Source organism: Paenibacillus sp. ATY16, from assembly GCF_003399985.2.
In the GTDB taxonomy this organism is placed as follows: domain Bacteria; phylum Bacillota; class Bacilli; order Paenibacillales; family Paenibacillaceae; genus Pristimantibacillus; species Pristimantibacillus glycanilyticus.
In genome coordinates this window covers 36,876-56,046 of record NZ_NMOK02000038.1, presented here as the reverse complement: position 1 = coordinate 56,046, position 19,171 = coordinate 36,876, and the positions used below count along the sequence as shown (strand labels likewise).

Annotated in this window: 11 protein-coding genes; 10 read left to right on the top strand and 1 reads right to left on the bottom strand. The window is 49.5% G+C overall.

Going from position 1 to position 19,171, the window contains the following annotated elements:
• The first annotated feature begins 164 nt into the window (after window positions 1-164).
• The 6 genes from CFI03_RS23120 to CFI03_RS23095 all read left to right on the top strand — a co-directional run bounded on the left by CFI03_RS23120 (window position 165) and on the right by CFI03_RS23095 (window position 11,987).
• Complete coding sequence (locus CFI03_RS23120; RefSeq protein ID WP_248760191.1) at window positions 165-1,961, top strand: cache domain-containing sensor histidine kinase; 1,797 nt, start codon at window positions 165-167, stop codon at window positions 1,959-1,961.
• Between the two features lie 74 nt (window positions 1,962-2,035).
• Window positions 2,036-3,637: a response regulator gene (locus CFI03_RS23115; RefSeq protein WP_248760189.1), complete on the top strand. Its 1,602-nt coding sequence runs from the start codon at window positions 2,036-2,038 to the stop codon at window positions 3,635-3,637.
• Between the two features lie 204 nt (window positions 3,638-3,841).
• Window positions 3,842-5,209 (top strand): ABC transporter substrate-binding protein, encoded by a 1,368-nt coding sequence (locus CFI03_RS23110; protein ID WP_248760187.1) that lies wholly within the window; start codon window positions 3,842-3,844, stop codon window positions 5,207-5,209.
• Between the two features lie 77 nt (window positions 5,210-5,286).
• Window positions 5,287-6,171, top strand: coding sequence for a carbohydrate ABC transporter permease (locus CFI03_RS23105; protein WP_248760178.1), 885 nt, complete (start codon window positions 5,287-5,289; stop codon window positions 6,169-6,171).
• Window positions 6,172-6,262: 91 nt separating this feature from the next.
• A complete protein-coding gene (locus tag CFI03_RS23100; RefSeq protein ID WP_236013215.1) occupies window positions 6,263-7,000 on the top strand; it encodes a carbohydrate ABC transporter permease in 738 nt (245 codons plus the stop codon).
• Window positions 7,001-7,061: 61 nt separating this feature from the next.
• Complete coding sequence (locus CFI03_RS23095) at window positions 7,062-11,987, top strand: Ig-like domain-containing protein (RefSeq protein WP_248760176.1); 4,926 nt, start codon at window positions 7,062-7,064, stop codon at window positions 11,985-11,987.
• Window positions 11,988-12,055: 68 nt separating this feature from the next.
• Here CFI03_RS23095 and CFI03_RS23090 read toward each other — a convergent pair whose 3' ends face one another.
• Window positions 12,056-14,326, bottom strand: coding sequence for a glycoside hydrolase family 127 protein (locus tag CFI03_RS23090; protein ID WP_248760174.1), 2,271 nt, complete (start codon window positions 14,324-14,326; stop codon window positions 12,056-12,058).
• A gap of 171 nt (window positions 14,327-14,497) precedes the next feature.
• Here CFI03_RS23090 and CFI03_RS23085 point away from each other — a divergent pair, with 171 nt between their 5' ends.
• The 4 genes from CFI03_RS23085 to CFI03_RS23070 all read left to right on the top strand — a co-directional run bounded on the left by CFI03_RS23085 (window position 14,498) and on the right by CFI03_RS23070 (window position 19,114).
• On the top strand, window positions 14,498-15,343 hold the full coding sequence (locus tag CFI03_RS23085) for an AraC family transcriptional regulator (RefSeq protein WP_248760172.1): 846 nt from the start codon (window positions 14,498-14,500) through the stop codon (window positions 15,341-15,343).
• A gap of 232 nt (window positions 15,344-15,575) precedes the next feature.
• Window positions 15,576-16,559, top strand: coding sequence for an ABC transporter permease (locus tag CFI03_RS23080; RefSeq protein ID WP_248760170.1), 984 nt, complete (start codon window positions 15,576-15,578; stop codon window positions 16,557-16,559).
• 15 nt (window positions 16,560-16,574) lie between these two features.
• Window positions 16,575-17,456 carry a carbohydrate ABC transporter permease gene (locus tag CFI03_RS23075; protein WP_015845843.1) on the top strand — a complete coding sequence of 294 codons (882 nt, stop codon included), beginning with the start codon at window positions 16,575-16,577 and terminating at the stop codon, window positions 17,454-17,456.
• A gap of 65 nt (window positions 17,457-17,521) precedes the next feature.
• Window positions 17,522-19,114, top strand: a complete 1,593-nt coding sequence (locus tag CFI03_RS23070; RefSeq protein WP_248760168.1) for an extracellular solute-binding protein — start codon at window positions 17,522-17,524, stop codon at window positions 19,112-19,114.
• Window positions 19,115-19,171: the final 57 nt, after the last annotated feature.

Sequence of the window (19,171 nt, the reverse complement as noted above, 5' to 3'; positions counted from 1 at the left end):
AACCAAGGTTCCGGGAGAAAGCTGGTCATTTGCCGGCTTTCTTTTTTTAGTTTATTCCAACCTTTCAAGTTGACACTCCTTAAACCTCTGTTATTCTGAATGTACCCCGGTTGTTCTTTCCGCACATTCATTGTCCTAGTGAAGAGAAAGGAAGTAATGACGAAATGAAAGGGTTCGCGAAGTTTATAGGCGGGATTTCCATAAAGAATAAAATATTCATCTCGAATATTTTAATCATTGTCGTATTCATTTCCACCCAATCGATTTTTGCCAACACGATTTCACAGAAGGCGATTATCGATAAAGCCACAAATAACTCATCCCGGGAGCTTGTGCTCATCAAAAACAATCTTCAAACCTTGCTATCCTCCATCGAAGATTACTCCAAAATTCTAGCCAGCGATTATCGATTGCAGAACGCCCTCTATTACGATTATCTATTAAATAACGAGCCCAATGCGATCAAGCCGGTTGAAGGTTTGAACAACCTCTCGATGAACAAAACCCTTTCCGAGACGATCAGCAACATTGTCGAGCCTAACACCAAAATCAAGGCCGTCAGCATTCTTACCTCCAATCAACATTGGGTGGACGTTGGATTCGCCGACAATGCCTACGCCGCACGTCTATTCGGATACGGTTACGGAGCGGATGACCGGACCTATCTGCCCATTTGGACGGGGTTGATCAAATTCAGATTCCTATACGAAGGGGAAGACAACGTATTTGCGGTTTCCAAAACGGTCATTCACAAAGATACGGGAAAAACGATCGGCCGAATTTTTCTGTACGTCAAGGAAACGACCATCGCTTCCATTTACGAGGAAGGGAAAAATAAAGGCGGTAAATTTTATATCGTAGATGCCGACGGCCGGATTATTTCCGCGCAGAATAAAGCCATGCTATACCGGGACTTCAAGGAAGCCGCCTCCATCAGCATCCCCGAAGACGGTAAAGACGCAAGCTTCACTCAAGGTAGCGGAAGTCAAGAAATGCTGATACTCACCCATCGTTTCGAACCGCTGAAATGGACAATTGTAAGCGCTATCCCAATGAATGAGATAACGTCGGAGCGGAAGGAAATCAATCAGTTGATAATCGGGATTGGCGCGGCATGCTTGCTGCTGGCATTAATGGTCTCCTTCCAATTGTCACGCTCGATCACCAGCCCAATCTTCCGGCTTGCCAAGACAATGAGGGAAATCCGGACCGGAAAGATGCAGGTCAGAAGCTCGTACCAATCAACGGACGAGATTGGATATTTAAGCGAGGGCTTCAATAATTTAATGGATCGAATTGAGGCGCTTATGGCTGAGAACGTCGAGAAACAAAGGACAAAGGCCGAGATTGAATTTAAATTGCTGCAATCGCAAGTGAAGCCTCATTTTCTGTACAATACGGTGGAAACGATTATTTCTCTAATTAAGCTGGGGTTGGGGAAGCAGGCCATAACGGCCGCCCAATACATGGCCAATTTCTATAAGATCTCGTTAAGCAAAGGCAACGATATTATATCCATCGGTGAAGAGATGCGTCTTACGGAAAGCTATTTGGAAATTCAGCAGCTTCGTTACGTGGAATATATGGCATATACGATGGATATCGACGATGACATTTTGACCTATTCGATACCGAAGCTGACCTTGCAGCCCATCGTGGAGAATGCCATTTATCACGGATTGAAGCTCAAACAGGAAAAAGGAATCGTACGCGTCACGGGGAGACGCTCTGGCAATCATATCGAAATCGAAATTTACGATAACGGGGCTGGCATGCACAAGGATCAAGCGAAGGCGATATCAGCGGAATCGGGCGTCCCTGCGGAAGGCGGGGGATTTGGAATCAGAAGCGTATCCAATCGGATCCGAATGCTGTATGGGGACCGATACGGACTGCAGGTTGAAAGCGAATTCGGCGTTTACACGAAAATTATTATCGTATTGCCGCTTCGTCCCCAATAGCTTCTGCCGCATCCATGAGGCTCTTTTATATTATTCGCATGCCTAAGGATGGAATAGAACAGGAGGAACGGAATGTGTACAAAGTGCTTATCGTCGATGATGAATTCTACTTCAGGCAAGCCTTGAAGATCTCGCTGCCCTGGAGTGAGCTGGGGTTCCAAATAGCGGGTGAAGCCAAAAACGGGGCGGAAGCGCTGGAGCTGATGCCCGAGGTAGAGCCGGATGTCGTGTTAGTCGATATGAATATGCCGATCATGGATGGATTGGAATTTATACATAAAGCCAAGGAACGCGACCAGAAAACAAAATTTCTGGTGTTGTCGGGTCACAGCGAATTTGCGTATGCCAGGCAGGCCGTGCAATTGGGGGTTTCTAACTACGTGCTGAAACCGATCAATGAAGAAGAGCTCCAAAGCTCTTTGCTGAATATTAAGGACCTGATACGATCGGAGCGTTTGGGCGAGCTTGAACTCGACGATTTGAGAAAGCAGGCAAGCGAAGGCTTGTCTTACATGAAGGAACAAGTGCTCAATGATTGGCTGCAGGGCAGCTCCAGATCGCGACAGCAGCAGGACCGATTGCACGATTTGGGAATACCGCCGGAAGGCTTGCATTACCGGACGGTTGTCGTCGATCTGGATGCAGAAGATGAGAGACATCCTGATGAGGGGATGACCATTCATAAAGCCAAGGTGCAGGAAATCGCTAAGCGCTGCATGCAAAGCGCTTTTCACTGCGTTAGTTGTCAGGATCAAGACGGGCGTCTGGTTCTGATCCTAGGTGCGCCTGAAGGATCCTTCAACAATCTGGAAGCGATATGCGAAAGGATTCGATTAACCGTACAGAACGATACAGCCTATACGGTTACGATCGGCTTAGGCAATGGCTGCGATACGTATGAGTCCATCCCAAGTTCGTATAAGGAAGCGATAATCGCCTTGAAGCATCGGTTTGTATGGGGCGGCAACAAGGTGTTCGTTCACTCCCTGAAGGGTGAACCCGGAATGAAGACCGGATTGTACTCGGTGGAGAAGAGAAGCGGCTTGCTGATGCTCATGCGAATCGGGAACATCACCGAGACGGAAGAATGGCTCGTCCGATTTTTTCGTGATGCCCGCGATCAAAAGGCATCCATGGAAATGCTGCTTCTTGCCGGAATCGAAATCGTTTCCACATGCCTTGAATTTTTAGCCGAAGCGTCGCAAAGCTTTGAGGATGTTTTCCGGGATACGACGCAGCCCGACATGATACAGCATGTTCAGCGAATGAAGACGTTCAAAGAATTGGAGGAGTGGATACACGATCTGATTCTAAAGGCGATGGATCATGTGCATAGCCGCAAAACCAATAGAGCCGTCAAAGTCATAGAGGAGGTTAAGGCGTATATTTCGAATCACTACGGCAATGAGGAATTGCGAATCGAAGATATCGCAAGAAGCGTCCATATGAATTACAATCATCTCTGCTTCGTGTTCAAAAAGGAAACGACCTTTACGATCAATGACTACCTGACCGAAATACGGATTATTAAAGCGAAAGAGCTGTTTGATCAGGGAGAGAAGGTTATCCAAAACGTAGCGAGCCGGGTGGGCTATGCCGACGCCAATTATTTCAGCAAATGCTTCAAAAAATATATGGGAATTACGCCCAGCAAATATGTGAATCAAATCCAATAGCGCCTATCTACGGCAGATGCTAGACGAGAGTGAAAGTTTCTCTATCGTCTATTTTTTTTGCCGTTAATTTTACTGCCAGCCCGAGAATACTCTCTGTACGAAATTTAGGAAGATTCGTAAAATTAGCTCATGGTTAAGGTTGATACCGCTTTCAACGGCTGGATTCAACCGGTATCCGTTTCGACAAATAGGGGAGGTATAACAATGGTAACGAAGTCAAAGGCAGCGGCCATGGTCCTTATGGCAAGTACTCTACTGGTTTCATCGGCATGCGGAAGCGGGAACAACGCAAATTCCAACCAGCCGTCCAACAATCCGTCGGCCCCGGCGGCAAGCACGGAAGATAATAAGGAGACCGCGGCGCCGGACGGCAAAAAAATCAAGATGAGAGTTATCACGATTACGACGGACGAGAATCGCAATAACATCATGGAAAAATACATCAAGCCTAACATTGCCGCAGCGCTTCCGAATCTTGAAGTCGAGTTTGAGCCCGGCGGCGGCGGCGAGGATATGGCCAACAAATTGAAGACGTTGAATTCCTCCGGCGATATGCCGGACGTATTTTGGAGCGATGCGGGTTACTTTACCCCGCTGAAGAACACGGGCAGCATTCTCGATCTGACCCCTTATATTTCGAAAGACGGCTTCTTGGAGAAATATGCGGTGCCGGATGCGCTGAAGCACGTCGATAACGGGATTTACAGCCTCTCCTCCGGAGCCGATACGTATTTCACTCCCGTCATCTTTTACCATAAAGATATGTTCGAGGAAGCCGGGGTTAAAGTGCCGACCACGTTCGACGAGCTGATTCAAACCTCGAAGACGCTTAAGGGTAAAGGCATGGTTCCGGCCGTAACGCCAGGCAAGGACGGATGGGGGCCGAAGCTCTTCATGCTGCAGCAAATGATTCAAATCGGGGACCCGCAGGCGATGGCGGACCTCGTCAGCAACAAAACGGACTTTACCAATCCATCCGTCAAGGAAGGTGCGGCCCGCATAGAGACGATGGTCAAGGAAGGCGTGTTCCCAGACGGCATAGCCAACCTGGATTACGGTCCGGCGATGGAGATGTTTACGTCCAAAAAGGCTGCAATGCTCATGATGTTTACTTGGGAGCTGCCGAATCTGGCAAAAGACGAAACGGTTGATTTCTTCCCGTTCCCAAGCGCGAGCGATAAGTACGATCCTTCGCAGACCGTGCAATTCTGGGGCTCTCCGGTTAACGGCTATGCGGTAAACGGGAAAACCAAGCATCCGGAAGAGGCCGTCAAGCTTGCCGAATTCCTGGCCATGCAGGATGCGTTGTACTTCGAATCCTCTGGAGCGCCAATATCCTTGCAGACGGGCAATCAGGCAAATAACAGAAGCCCGCTCATGCAGAAGTTCGTTGACTGGTATAATCCGATCCCGAATAAAATCGCGTCTTTTGCTCTTAATTCGATAGATGCGAAAACCTCTGCCGAAATTTCTACGCAAGGAGCGAACTTACTGACGGGCGAATACGCTGCCGAAGATTTCAATACCGCGATGAACAAGATTTGGAGCGAGAATACGTGGTTTAACAAGTAACAAAGAGGCATTGACAGCTAAATCCCCTTCGGCGATCCCGGGGGGATTTAGACACAAATTAAACGGTGGAGAGAGCGATGAACAAGTACTTTAGCACCAAAATGTCCATATTTGTATTTGCTTCCCCGGCCTTGCTGCTGTTTACCGTATTTTGCGTATACCCCTTGCTGCCGGAGATCTGGATGAGCTTGCATAAGCATGACGGGTTTCGAAATTTGGGATTTGTCGGTTTGGATAATTACAAAGACGTGATGGCTTCGCCTTCCTTTTGGAGCGCCCATAAAAATACGTACCTTATCGTAGGCATCTCCTTATTGCTTGGGCTGCCCCTCTCCATGATGCTTTCGCTTTTTATGGATGCTCAAACCCCTAGGTTTCGCCGATTTTTCAAGACGGCGGCGATGTTCCCGGCTATCCTATCGGTTACGGTGGTTGCCCAGATCTGGCTGGCTTTCTACGAACCGAATTGGGGATTGTTTAACAGCATACTCCACTCGCTCGGGCTGAGCTCCTGGACGCATTCGTGGCTGACGGAGAAGAAAACGGTCATGCCCAGTATCGGGGTGACATTCCTGTGGCAATACATCGGTCTCAACGCGATGCTGTTTTATACGGGAATCAAGACCATACCCAAAAGCTACTATGAAGCGGCTTTGATCGACGGTGCCAATTTCGTTCAAGTCTGTTTGCGAATAACGATCCCCTTGCTGCAGAATGTCATCAAATACGTACTTATTCTGTCTACCTTAGGATCAATGGCCTTCTATTCGCATGTGCGAGTCATGACGGCAGGAGGCCCGGGCGACACATCCAGGACGGTCATCTACCAGATGTATTATACGGCATTCGATACTTCCGAGTTTGGCAAAGGCACCGCGATCGCCGTTATCTTTATTCTGGAATGCCTCTTGATCTCCTATGTCATCCAAAGGTACGTAGCTAGGGAAAAACTAGAGTTTTAAGCTAGGGGGGAGTTTTCTGAAAGTATTAAGCCGAGTGTTTTGGATAGCCGTCGGATGCACGTTTCTGTTTCCCTTGTACTGGATGGTAACGATGTCGTTGAAGTCCAAAAGCGAAGCGTACGACAATCCTTTTGGCGTACCGTCTTCCTTGGATTGGCTGAACTTCAGCGAAGCGTTGTCCAAATATCATTTTTATACGTATTTCGAGAACAGCTTGATTTATACGGCAGGGACGATTGTCATAACGCTGGCAACGGGAAGCATGCTGGCCTACTGCCTCAGCCGCATGCAATGGAAGTTCAATTCGGCGGTGTTGTTTTATGTATCCATGGGATTGATTGTGCCGATCGAGGTCGTTGTTATTCCATTATTCCAGCTGGTTAAAGCGCTGCATATCAAAAATAGTTATTTAGGCCTTATCCTGCCGTATTCCGGCTTCGCCATCGCTTCCTGCGTACTTATGCTGTACGCCTTTCTCCGTTCGTTGCCCAAGGAGCTGGAGGAAGCGGCATGCATAGACGGAGCGAATGTCTATCAGACCTATATAAGAATCATATTTCCAATCGTGATGCCGGCATTGGTTACGCAATGCGTTCTTATATTCATTCGGATCTGGAACGAATTCCCGCTTGCTTTTATTATTGCCTCCAAGGATCAATTTCGGCCGCTAACCGTGGGATTGCTTGGTTTCTTCGTCAATGTGGGAGTGACGGATTGGGGGTTGATCGGCGCGAGTATGCTGCTATCCAGCTTGCCTATGATAATCGTTTATTTGGTAGGCAACGAGAAGATCGAAAATGCTTTGACAGCCGGGGCTATTCTGAAATAGCCTCGCTTATACCGCTTAGGCAGCCATGTGTATACAATTTACTTACATCCAAGGAGGTTTTATGGAAGTGAGAAAAAGAGCATTCATTTGGGTCATGACTTTCGTAATGGTATTTTCCATGCTGCCCTTATCACGGTCGGTAGTCTCGGCCGACGGCGCGGCTGGTACTACCATCTATGTTGCAACGAACGGCAATGACAGCACAGGTGACGGAACCAAAGATAAGCCGTATAAATCGATTGCCAAGGCAAAAGAAGTCGTAAGGACGCTGCCTAAGACCGGCGGCGATATCGTCGTTCAAATCGCGGATGGATTTTATCCGTTAAATGAAACCCTGGTTTTCTCCAAGGAAGATTCCGGCAGCGCAAGCAGCACGGTCCGCTATGAAGCGGCACCGGGTGCGAAGCCGGTAATCAGCGGCGGCGAAATGCTGGCAAAAGGCGTATGGACGGAAGCCGTTGGCCTTACCCAGACCGGAGGCTTAAAGGCGTATAAAACGACCCTTAACCGGAGCGATAAACTGCGCGCGATCTATGTAAACGATAAACGCGCCAACATGACGACAAGTCCTCAGATCGCTTCGACGGGCAGAACCGTCACGGGGACCCCTACCGTCAGTTTTACCTCAGCCGATAACCCTTGGGCGTGGCAGAACGGCAGCAATATTCGGGCCGGCATCGTATTTGATGCCAGCGTAGGGCTGACGACGGAAACGAAAAACCCTCAAAACATCGAAGCCGAAAGCATGGGCGGCTCCACCGCCAGATGGGCGAGACCTTTCGTCACTTTCGCGTCGATCGAAGAGGCGCCGGCAGCCAGCAACAAACCCGGCGGCGTCATGCTCCGGTTCCAGATGCCGTATGGGGCGGTTTCACAGTCTCTAGGCAATAACACGCAGTACAATCCAGGCAACAATCAAGTCATCCGCAATGCTTTCGAATTCCTCAATAAACGCGGAGATTTCTATTTCGACCAGGCGGAAAGCACGCTCTATTACATCCCGCTGGCCGGCGAAGATATTAATACCGCCGACGTCGTTGTTCCAAAGCTTGAGACGGTCCTCGACATTAGGGGAATCCCGGTAGGAGACCGGTTGAATCCGATTGAGGGCTCGGATGACGGGCGCGTCAAAAACATCACCTTCAACGGGCTGACATTTGCCCATACGGACTACAAACTGTTTGAACTGACGGGCACCTACACGCTTAGCGACGGATCCGGTCCGGTAACGACCAGCTCCCGCGGCTACGCGTCCGTTCAGGGCTCAATCGTAAACAAGGTTTATTTCCCAAGCAGCATCAACTGGCATGAGACGTTCTACCGGGGGTATGACATACCGCCTGCCGTCGTCATGATCAACGCGGCGAGGAACATTAAGGTACTTAACGGCGAGATCGGACTTGCCGGATTTAATGGCATTCATATCGAAAACGATGCCAAGAACATCGAGGTCACGGGCAACTATATCGTGGATACGCTCGCTTCAGGCATTGTGGTGGGACATCCGCAGCATATCTATGAGAACGATGAGCCGATTAAGCAGGAATCCAGCGTTTCCGTCTCCGGCACGCCAATCAGGAACTGGGCTGGCGTTGATAAGGAAAAGTTTGCGGCGGGTACGGAAGCCGTGCCGGAAAATATTTATATTACCAATAACTTCTTGTACAGAACCTGCTACGGATTTCCGGGCGCCAACGCGCTAGCCTCTTTCTACACCACGAATATGCAAGTCCTGCACAACTACATTTACGACACCACTTACGGCGCGATGAGCATCGGCTGGGGCTGGGACGAGTACGACGGGTTCGGCTTTACCGCCCAAGGCACGAACAAGACAGGCGGTCCTTACCACGGTACGCATGAAACAAGCGTCGCAAGATCTCCGATCATTTCCACAACCTCAAGAAACAACAAAATAAACTATAACCGGATAGAGGAAATTTGCACGGTCGTTAACGACTCCGGTGCCATTTACTCACTGGGACGCCAAGGCGATCCGGGTAATTTGCCGGGCGGAGGGACATGGGACACCGTCAACAATTTGACCAACGACCCCGTCACCGATAAGAACAGCAACTGGAATCCCGACAACTGGACGAATTTCACCGAGATGAACTACAACTTCCTTAATCCGAATCCAACCGATAAGCCTACAACCTCCAACAACTGGACAAACGGATTCCATCCCGACGAAGGCAGCACATTCATTAAGATGATCGGCAACGTTGTGCAGTCAAAGCTCTCCCATGCACCTGGACAGAGCCGCCTTTTCGAATTTAACAATTGGAAGCGCAAAAGCGATATGATTGCCACCCAAGGTTACGTGGACGGGGATAACAACCAGAATGGCGCTCCTAGGATTACTTACGACAATTACAAAAGCGAAGCCCGCATTTGGCCGGTTAAGGGCAACGAAATTGTTCTGAATTCGGGGCTTACCAACGAATACACCCATATGATCCCAAGAAGCCTAATTGCGGATACCGAATTTGAGCTCGCTTCCAATGTCATCATGGGTAAAGGCGAGAAGCTGAACCGCAGAGGCCTGTTAAATGCTCAAGATACGGTCTGGCTCGCGCCTGCGAACACAACGGTCTTCAACGAAGGCAATACGATGACGAAAGCTGCGGGCAACGAAAAGTCAATCAAAGCTCCTTCTACCGCGGGTGAATACAAGCTCTATATCCAATACGCAGACGGCAGAGATACGGCCTCTTCCAAGTATACGGTTTACGTCGACCAGAACGCGTCAGCGATCAATGTGACGGATGGGGAAAATTACGAAGTTTCAGCGGTAAGGCCTCTTGAACTGACTTTGAGCAGAGACTACACTTATACGCTTAACGGCAATCCCGTGGCGAGCGGGTACAAAATCGCCACCGAAGGAAGCTGGAGCTTGGTCGCCAGCACGCCGACCGAACCGAATTCCATGACCATCAACTTTACCACGACCGTATCGGTGGCAAACAGGCTGCTCCCGGCGGATGTATCGGTAGCCCCGGGCGGGCAAGTGAGATTTGCTATCGATTTGGACGACTCGACTAAAAAGATATGGATTTCCTCGTCGAGCGGCGGACATTTCGATGGAGGCGACGATGAAACCGTAGCTTCCGGCGATATGCTCGCGATGACCGCGCCAATGCTGCCTGGTCCGTACATTATATACGTACTGGCGGCAGACGGCGAAGTACTGAGTCAGTCGCACGCTCGCGTCGTGGTGAGCGATAAGACGCCTGCCGATATTCCTAGAAACGGTCTTGATTTATGGCTAAAAGCCGATGAAGGCGTAGAAAAAGACAGCAGCGGCAACGTAACCGGATGGACAAATATGGGAAGCGTCCCGGCGAAGCTTGTCCCGGCGAACGTTCCCGGCAGCGGCGGCGATAATCTTGGAACGCCAACCGGCAACCCTACATTAAAGAACGATGTATACGATTATGTAGATTTTGCCGCGAACTCGAGGCCGCTGAAGGCCGCAGGCTTTAAAGATTATAACGGCAGCACGCAGATGACGATCTACACGCTTGTTAGACCAACAACGACAGCCAACAACTCTAGCGACCAAAACGGCCTTGTTTATTTCGGATTGAATGAAGCTTACCAAACATGGGCTGCCAATGACGGCTGGAGTGGCATTAATCTCGGTGTGGGAACAAACAGAGTTAACATTCGCTTTGGTAACGCGGATGGAAGCGTATCGGGCGGCGGGCAGCAAATTGCGACAACTGCCACGGACGGCCTGGTCAGCGTTCGCGCTCAGCTAAACGGAACCAATAGAGCCGTTTACGTAAATAACAACGTCGTCGGTACCCCTGGAACCAATGCGAAGGCGCTTAAAGGGAACAAATCGGATCTAGGCGTAGGCTACTCGATGGCGGCCGCAACTCCTTTCCGCTTCATGGGCAGAGTCGCACAGATTCTGATCTACGACAGGGTGCTGACGGCTGAGGAAATTTCGAAAGTAGAAGCTTATTTTAACGAGGTCAAAGCCGGCCGCGGCGGTTCCGCTAACCCTATAAACCCTGTGGCGGTCGACAAAACGCTGCTGACCTCCTTCATAGGGACGGTCAACAACCTGGATGATACGCTTTATACCACCGATTCATGGAACACTTTTGCAAGCGCTTTAAGCGAAGCTCAAGCTGCCGTTGCCAATAGCGGAATCGGACAGGAGGCAGCTGACAATTCCTATTACGCGCTGCGTAACGCATTCAAAGCGCTTCAACTGGCCGTTCCCGTAACGGAAATTACCGTCAGCGGGGAGAACGGCTCGTCCGTCATCAATCAGATCGGCGGCACGCTGCGGATGATCGCAGCCGTGAAACCGGATAACGCGACGGAGCGAAGCGTCACATGGACGGTCTCCGGACTTGACGGCACGGCGACCGGCGCTGCGACGATCGACGGTACCGGCCTGCTTTCGGCAGTCGCTGATGGTAACGTCCGGGTAACGGCCACCGCAAGCGACGGGTCCGGGGTGAGCGGCTCCAGCGTGGTGATGATTGATTCCGCCGCGCCGACGATCACCGTCATCGGACTTACAGACGGAAGTACGCTCGGCAATGCCGGCGAGTTCTCGGTACAGGTTGCCTTAACCGACAATCTGTCAGGAGTTGACGGCAGCAAGACGACGGTCACGCTGGATGCGAATCCTTATGCGCCGGGTTCGCCAGTGCCGCTGTATACGCTGGCTCCGGGTTCACACGCACTTGCCGTGTCTTCAACCGATTTGGCGGGGAATACCGCTACAGTAACGTTGACTTTCACGATAGATGTCGACTTGGAAACCCTCCAGGAGCTGGTGACGCTTTTTGCGGACAACGGGTCGATCGATTCGCACGGCATTTCCAACAGCTTGCTGAAAAAGCTGGAGGCTGGCCAGCTTGAGGCGTTTATGAATGAAGTGAAAGCGCAGCGCGGGAAGCATATCGCCGAAGAATCGGCAGACTATTTACTTCGGGATGCACACCTTATAACGGGCCGGTAGTCGAAAGGGCTATCTCTCGAATCCAATCGGATCGGGAGATAGCCCTTCACGCTGCTTTGTCATTATTTTTAATCAGCCGTATGCTTAATTGTTCTTAGGACGCCATAAATGCCGTTTAGCTTCCCATTCGGAATAAACTTAACGGTTACGGATGTTTTGCCTGCTGTTATGGCATGGGGGAGTTCAAACTGTTTTTCATAGAAGCTTCTCTTCCATACGTCAGGAAAGTCTTCGGTTGCCAGCAGCTTATCGTCGACGTAAATATCAAAGCTTCTGTTCGTATGCATTCGGTTAAAGGTAACGGCTAACGCGGCTCCCGGCTGGATCTTCATTCGATAGCTGAACCATCCTCCGGCTTCCGCCATCCTTCCGTTTAATCCTTCCCACGTACCGCTATGCGTGCGCTCGCCCTCAACCTGATGCTCCAATTCATATTGATCGTTGCCAACCTGTACGGAATCAATTGTTGCCTCTCTTAACCTGCGTTCCCTGTCCACAGCTTCTGCATGCTGCCGCAATTCCTCGGATTCATGATCCAGGAGGCTCCAATAAATGCCGTACCTTTCCCGGTGCTGCAGATAGTGCGGGGTAAAAATTAACCGTTCATCCATATCGGTGTTTCTCAGCGAGAAGGCCAGTTCATTCCCAAGACGTACGACATGCTTGTCGAATTGGGCAAGCCATTCCTTCACGCTCATCCCTCGAGGGACGATATAATCCTTCACGGCTATCCTTCTTGTCGCGATGTTTACGATAACTCCGGTTCTTGATTCCACCATATCTTCCTTGCCAAGCGCAGCGCTTAGAACGACAGGACCGTATTGCATGCCAATGACATGAGGAGCATCCGGCAGAGATGAGAAAGTAACCTTCATTGGGATACGAGCTTCTATTGTATCCCCATCCTTCCAGATCCGGTCAAGAACGACATACTGCCGCTGAACAGGAGCAATAACGGCTTCTCCATTAAGCAAGATCTCGACTTCTCCAGCAGTCCAATGAGGGATACGAATATGAATAGCAAGTCGTTTCGGAGTGCCTGTGCTTACCGTCAAATGGACAAGGTCACTATGCGGCAGCGAAGTCGTCTGCGTGACAACAGTGTGCTGCTCCGTCCAATCCAGTCTGCTGCTGTAGAATTGATTGACATAAAGATTATGGTCCAAATGGAAGTAGATGCTGTCATTCAGCTTAGTAAAGCTCTCCATTCCCGTACCCGTACAACACCAAAAGTGCTCAAAGGGCGAGCTGTAAACTTTGAAGTAACCGGTGGCCATCGGCTGGAAATACATCGTCATGCCGGTCTCCGGATTTTGCGAAGAAAGGATGGCATTTATATACGTTTTCTCGTAAAAATCGGCGTATTTGCTGTTTTGCGTGAGCTTGAACAGCTCTTTCGTCAGCTTCAGCATATTATAGCTGTTACAGGTTTCGCAGGTTACGTCCGACCGCTTGCTGTCCAGAATATCCGGTTCTCCGAAATGCTCGCATTCGCTATTGCCGCCAGTGATATAGCTGTGATGATAGGCGACCGTATCCCAGAAGTTAACCGCCGCTTCCAGGTAGCCGCGTTCGCTTTCGCCAAGCGTTAAATAACGGTTCAAGGCACCGATAAACTTCGGAATCATGGTATTGGCATGCTTGCCTTTAAGTACATCCTTTCCTTCCCGAAGCGCTTCGAACAAGCTGATCTCGTCGAATTTGTGAGCGGCTTCCAGATGAAGGCTATTGCCTGTGAGCTTGTACAGATCATACATGCAGTCGTTCATGCCGCCGTATTCGACCGCCAGAACGGTAGCCTGAAGCTCCTCCGACCAGGAACAGGCACGGTCCGCGACCCAATCGCCTAAGCGGCTGACAACCTCATAAGCTTGCTGCAGGTTGGTCGCTTGATAGATGGCAATTAGCCCGGCAATGATTTTGTGCATGGTATACCAAGGAACCCAAGCCGGCTTTCGGTTCTCCACATTGTCAAACAACGTCTCTGGAAAAGCGGATAAATAACCGCTCTCCTGCTGAACTTCAGCCAGCTCCGCAACCAAGTATTTCAGTTTCTCCAGCAGCTCGAAATCCTGCGTTTGAGCATAGGCTTGGGATACGGCCGTTAAGTAATGACCTAACGTATGCCCGCGAATTTCGGTATTCTCCCAGCCGGGATACTTGTCTGCTTTCGGCTGCAGGCCGCTAGTCTCCCTGAATCCGGCAATCAGCCGGTCCACGTCATAGCTGCGCAAATAATTCAATTCTTTCTGAAAGGCGTTCGTTTGGTATTCACTGTACAACTTCACCCGGTTCAGATCAAAATGGTTCAAAGCCGTACTGCCTGTTAATGCCTTCATGAACATCATCCTCTCGCGAATATGATAAAAGCTTATTACTAGCAGGCGGTCCCGGTAAATGGCGTAAGGTTTGATTATGTGTCAAAAAGGAAGTTAATTCGCAGGGATCTATCCGATTTGTTTGATTTATTCTACAATGAGGTGTAAAAAGGGCAGAAAGGGTGGTGTTTCATGACCAGCTTCAGCTTCCGTGTAGATCGGCCCGTAACCCTCGTAATGACCGGGAAATTTGTGGCACCAACTCCGGAGTGGAGGCACATGCACCGCATGCTGCACGAATTTGAGCTGTTTATTCAAACCAGAGGCACTTTATATATAGCCAAGGACAACGAGCGCCATATTCTGAACGAGGGAGACTTTCTGCTCATGCCGCCGGGAGCTGAGCAAGCCGGTTACAGGGAGTCTGACTGCAGCTTTTATTGGCTTCATTTTGCGGTTCAGGACGGATATCAACTCGAAGATAATGATCCGGGCTATGAGCCGGGGAAGGTATGGATTCCGGAGAAGGGGACGCTTAGAAGTCAGGATAAATTGATCGTATTGCTCAAGCAGCTGCAGGATTCCGTCCGCAGCTACCGGGAGCAGACACTCAACAATTATTTGACCACCGGGATACTATGCGAGTTGTATAATCAGCTTTATTTCATTCAGAACCAATCGGGCAAAAAGTTAAAGCAGCAGCAGCTTTATAATGACCTTGTGGATTATATCAAGTGGAATCGGCAGGAGAGTTTGAAGGTCAGCCAATTGGCTGAGCATTTTGGTTATAATGCCAAGTATTTGTCCTCTCTTTTTTCTGAGATTGCAGGAGTCCCACTGAAACAATTTATGCTTCAGGAGAAGATGGATGCCGCCAAATCGCTTTTGGCCGATACCAATCAGAGTATTAAAGAGATATCGCAACAGCTTGGTTACCTGGATAGTCATCAGTTCATGCATAGCTTCAAGAGGATGACGGGATTAACCCCAACGGACTATCGCAATGCCTATGCCAACCGGCTTCTATTTTACAGATAAACCGAAGCGATAGAGTGACGCGGCCGGCCGCGGCTGGTGACAATGCTGGACGTTATTAAGACAATCCACTTTATATGGTGGATTGTCTTTTTTTGTTAGTTCTAAGATTCTGCTATTTTTCATTCGGCAAAGAGGAGAAAAGCGATCTTAAGAAATGACAACGCTTTCTTAAGAATGTTGGCTTTCGACGGCTTGGTCCCGGCGAGTACACTGAAACAAAGGAGGCGCAGTTATGGAGTTGGGTACTCGGGTAACGGGAACTACGGGAAAAACAGAAGCACGAGCACAGTTATGGAAGCGGTTTAAAAAACAAAAAACGCTGCACCTGTTCGTTGGGCTAGGCATGATTTTTTTGCTTGTCTTTGCCTATACGCCGATGTTCGGCATTCTAATGGCATTTAAGCAGTATTCCATCTCAACCGGAATTAAGGGCATTTTTACGAGCGAATGGGTGGGGTTGAAGCATTTCAAGGAATTCTTTAACGACTACCAGTTCGGGATGATCGTTCGAAATACGCTGGTCTTGAGTCTTTTGAAAGTCTTTTTCGCTTTTCCGGCTCCCATATTGCTTGCCATTCTATTGAGCGAAGTGAAAAATGCGCATTTTAAGCGTTTTGTTCAAACGGTCAGCTATTTGCCCCATTTCATTTCGTGGGTTGTCGTCGCGGGGATCGCTTTCGCATTCCTGTCTACGGATGTCGGGATGGTCAATAAGGCACTTTTAGGACTTGGCTTGATCGACAAGCCGCTCGACGTACTGACCAATCCCAATTACTTCTGGGGCTTCGCGACGGGAAGCGCCGTCTGGAAGGAAATGGGTTGGTGGACGATTATCTTCCTGGCCGCTATAGCGGGCATTAACCCGTCGCTGTACGAAGCCGCGCAGATCGACGGAGCGGGCCGCTTGGCTCGAATTCGACATATAACGTTCCCCGGAATGAAAGGAACGATCGTGGTCGTGCTTATTCTGACAATCGGAAGCATTCTGGGCGGAGGGTTGGTCGGCTCCAACTTCGAGCAGGCTTTCCTGTTCGGCAACAGCATCAACAATCCAACCTCGGAGATCGTTCAAACCTATGCGTTCAAGGTGGGATTAAGAGACGGGAGATTCTCTTATGCCGCAGCAATCGATTTGATTCAATCCGTTATTTCCGTCATTCTGATTTTCTCCAGCAACTACATTGCCAAACGCACTTCGGGTTCAAGTCTATTCTAGGAAAGGGGAGCTGGCATGCAGCTCAGCCAGAAACAAAAAGACCGTTTCATGGACGTCTTGGTTTATGCGCTACTAGCCATTCTGACGTTATCCATGCTTTATCCGTTTTATTACGTTCTGATTCTTTCCTTCAATAAAGGAACCGATTCGCTTCTTGGTGGCGTTTATCTATGGCCGAGAACCTTCACCTTTGAAAATTACGCGAGGTTTTTGGATGATCCCCACTGGTACCGCGCATTTTTGGTCACGATTATGAGAACGCTTGCAGGAACCGCCTTGGGCGTCCTTTTTACCTGCTTGGTCGCATATGGGCTTTCGCACCGCGATCTGCTTTTCCGCAAAAGTTACTTCACGGTCATCATTTTCGCGATGTACTTTTCCGGCGGTTTGATTCCGTATTACGTCGTTCTGCGCTCCGTGGGACTACTGAACACGTTTGGCGTCTATGTCATTCCTTCCATGCTGAGCACGTTTTTCTTGCTCATTGCCATCTCGTTCTTTCGGGAAATTCCGAGCGAATTAAAAGAATCGGCTCATATGGACGGGGCCGGCGAGCTTGTTATTTTCTACCGGATCATGCTGCCCGTCTCGATGCCGCTGATCGCAACCATGTCCCTATTTCTGGGAGTTGGTCAATGGAACTCCTGGCTCGATTCCGCGTACTTCGTGCAGTCTGAAGGTCTGCGGACGCTAGCCTTCCGGATGATGGAGGTTATTAATAAGAGCAACGCCCCGATGGATGCTATAGCCGTTGCGAACAGTGCCTCGGCTGGCGTTACCAGCTATTCGCTTCAGGTAGCGGCCATGGTTATCTCAATCGCGCCTATCGTATGCGTGTATCCGTTTCTTCAAAGATTTTTCATTCAAGGAATTATGCTGGGTTCCGTGAAGGGCTGATTTTTAATTGGCATGATATTAAAGCGTTTGCTTTAATATAAACATCACTTGTTGGAGGGGTTACTTTGAACAGAAACAATGGGAAGAAGGCTCTGCTCCTATCGCTCATCCTTATGATGACGATAGCGCTGATGTCCGCATGCGGCGGCAATAACAACAATGACGGCCAGAAGGAAAACGCGGGTGCCGCAAATCCGTCTGAAACATCCTCGGAACCGCCCGCAAAAAACAACGAAGTGAAGGAGCTGTCCTTGTTTATCGATGCCTCGTGGTATCCGGTAAAAGAATGGAAGGGATCCGTTGCCGAGAAAATTACCGAAAAGACGGGAATCAAGCTAAAAGTAACGGTCGCTACGGATGACAAGCAGCTTCCGCTGATGATCGCATCCGGCGATCTTCCGGATCTGGTCTTTACGTATGCCAACATCGACCGGATGTCCGATTCGAAGCTTTCCTATCCATGGAATGAACTAATCGAGAAATATGCGCCGGATTTTAAGATCGATCCGACAAGAATCGCGATCCACACGATGGATGACGGCAATTTCTACACCGTGCGCAATTCCTTCGCAACCCAGGAGGAAATGGCTCAGAACAAATATTCGCTGGGAAGTGACGGAAACCCGGGTATCGCGGTGCGCGAAGATATTCTGAAGGAGCTGGGAAATCCGCCGATTGACACCATCGATAATTTTGTGAAGGTTCTCGGCATGGTTAAACAAAAATACCCGGACATGGTTCCCCTGATCATGGATAAGGATTGGATTGAACAATATTTCCTGCAGCAGTTCGGAGTCGAGGGTCTTCTGGACGGCTGGTACGAGCGTGATGGAAAAGTTGATTATGCGATAAGGCAGCCGGAAATGCTGGAATTTTTCAAATTCATGAACCGTCTTTACCGCGAAGGGGATATTCTGGCGGAGAACTTCGCTTATACGAACGATCAGATCGACGATCAGTATGCAACCAGCGGAAAGGCGTTTGCGCATAGCCATACGGTAAGCATAGCCGACATGGATAATATCAAGGTCAAAAACGCGGGCGGATCCTATACGTTCCAAATGCTGCCTAGCGCCATTTCGAAAAATGCGAAAGCCGTCAGCTCGGGACTAGGCTTCGCAGGCACGTTCATTACGAAGAAAAACAAGGATCCCGAGGCTTCGATCAAATTCCTTCAATACCTCGCGAGCGACGAAGGAAAGAAATTAACGATGTTTGGCGTCGAAGGCGAGCATTGGACTTGGAACGACGAGGGCTATCCGAATTTGAAATATGATCCGTCCGATGCCGATTTCGTGAACAGCAACGGTATCAAATGGTGGTACTTGTACAACGATGGCGTAACGGAAGGAATGCTGAGCTATGTACCGGGGGCTCAGAAGACGAAAGCCCTGATGGAGAAAAAAGAGTTTACGGTATACAAACCGGAGCTTGGCTTGATTCAATTGCAGCCGGATTCGGAAGAGAAGACGATTAAAACGAAGATCGATGAAATGATTAAAAACGAGAAGGTCAAAATTTATTTGGCGAAATCGGAAGAAGAAGCCGTGGCAAACTACGAGACCATGGTGAAGAACGCGGAGAAGATCGGCCTAGACCGGTTGGTGGATTGGGCAAACCAAACCTATCAGAAGAAGAAGGACCTGTTTAATAAATAAGACAAAGTCCGGTAGTAGCGCGGGTGCGTTACCGCCGGACTTTGCATGCTGATTTGC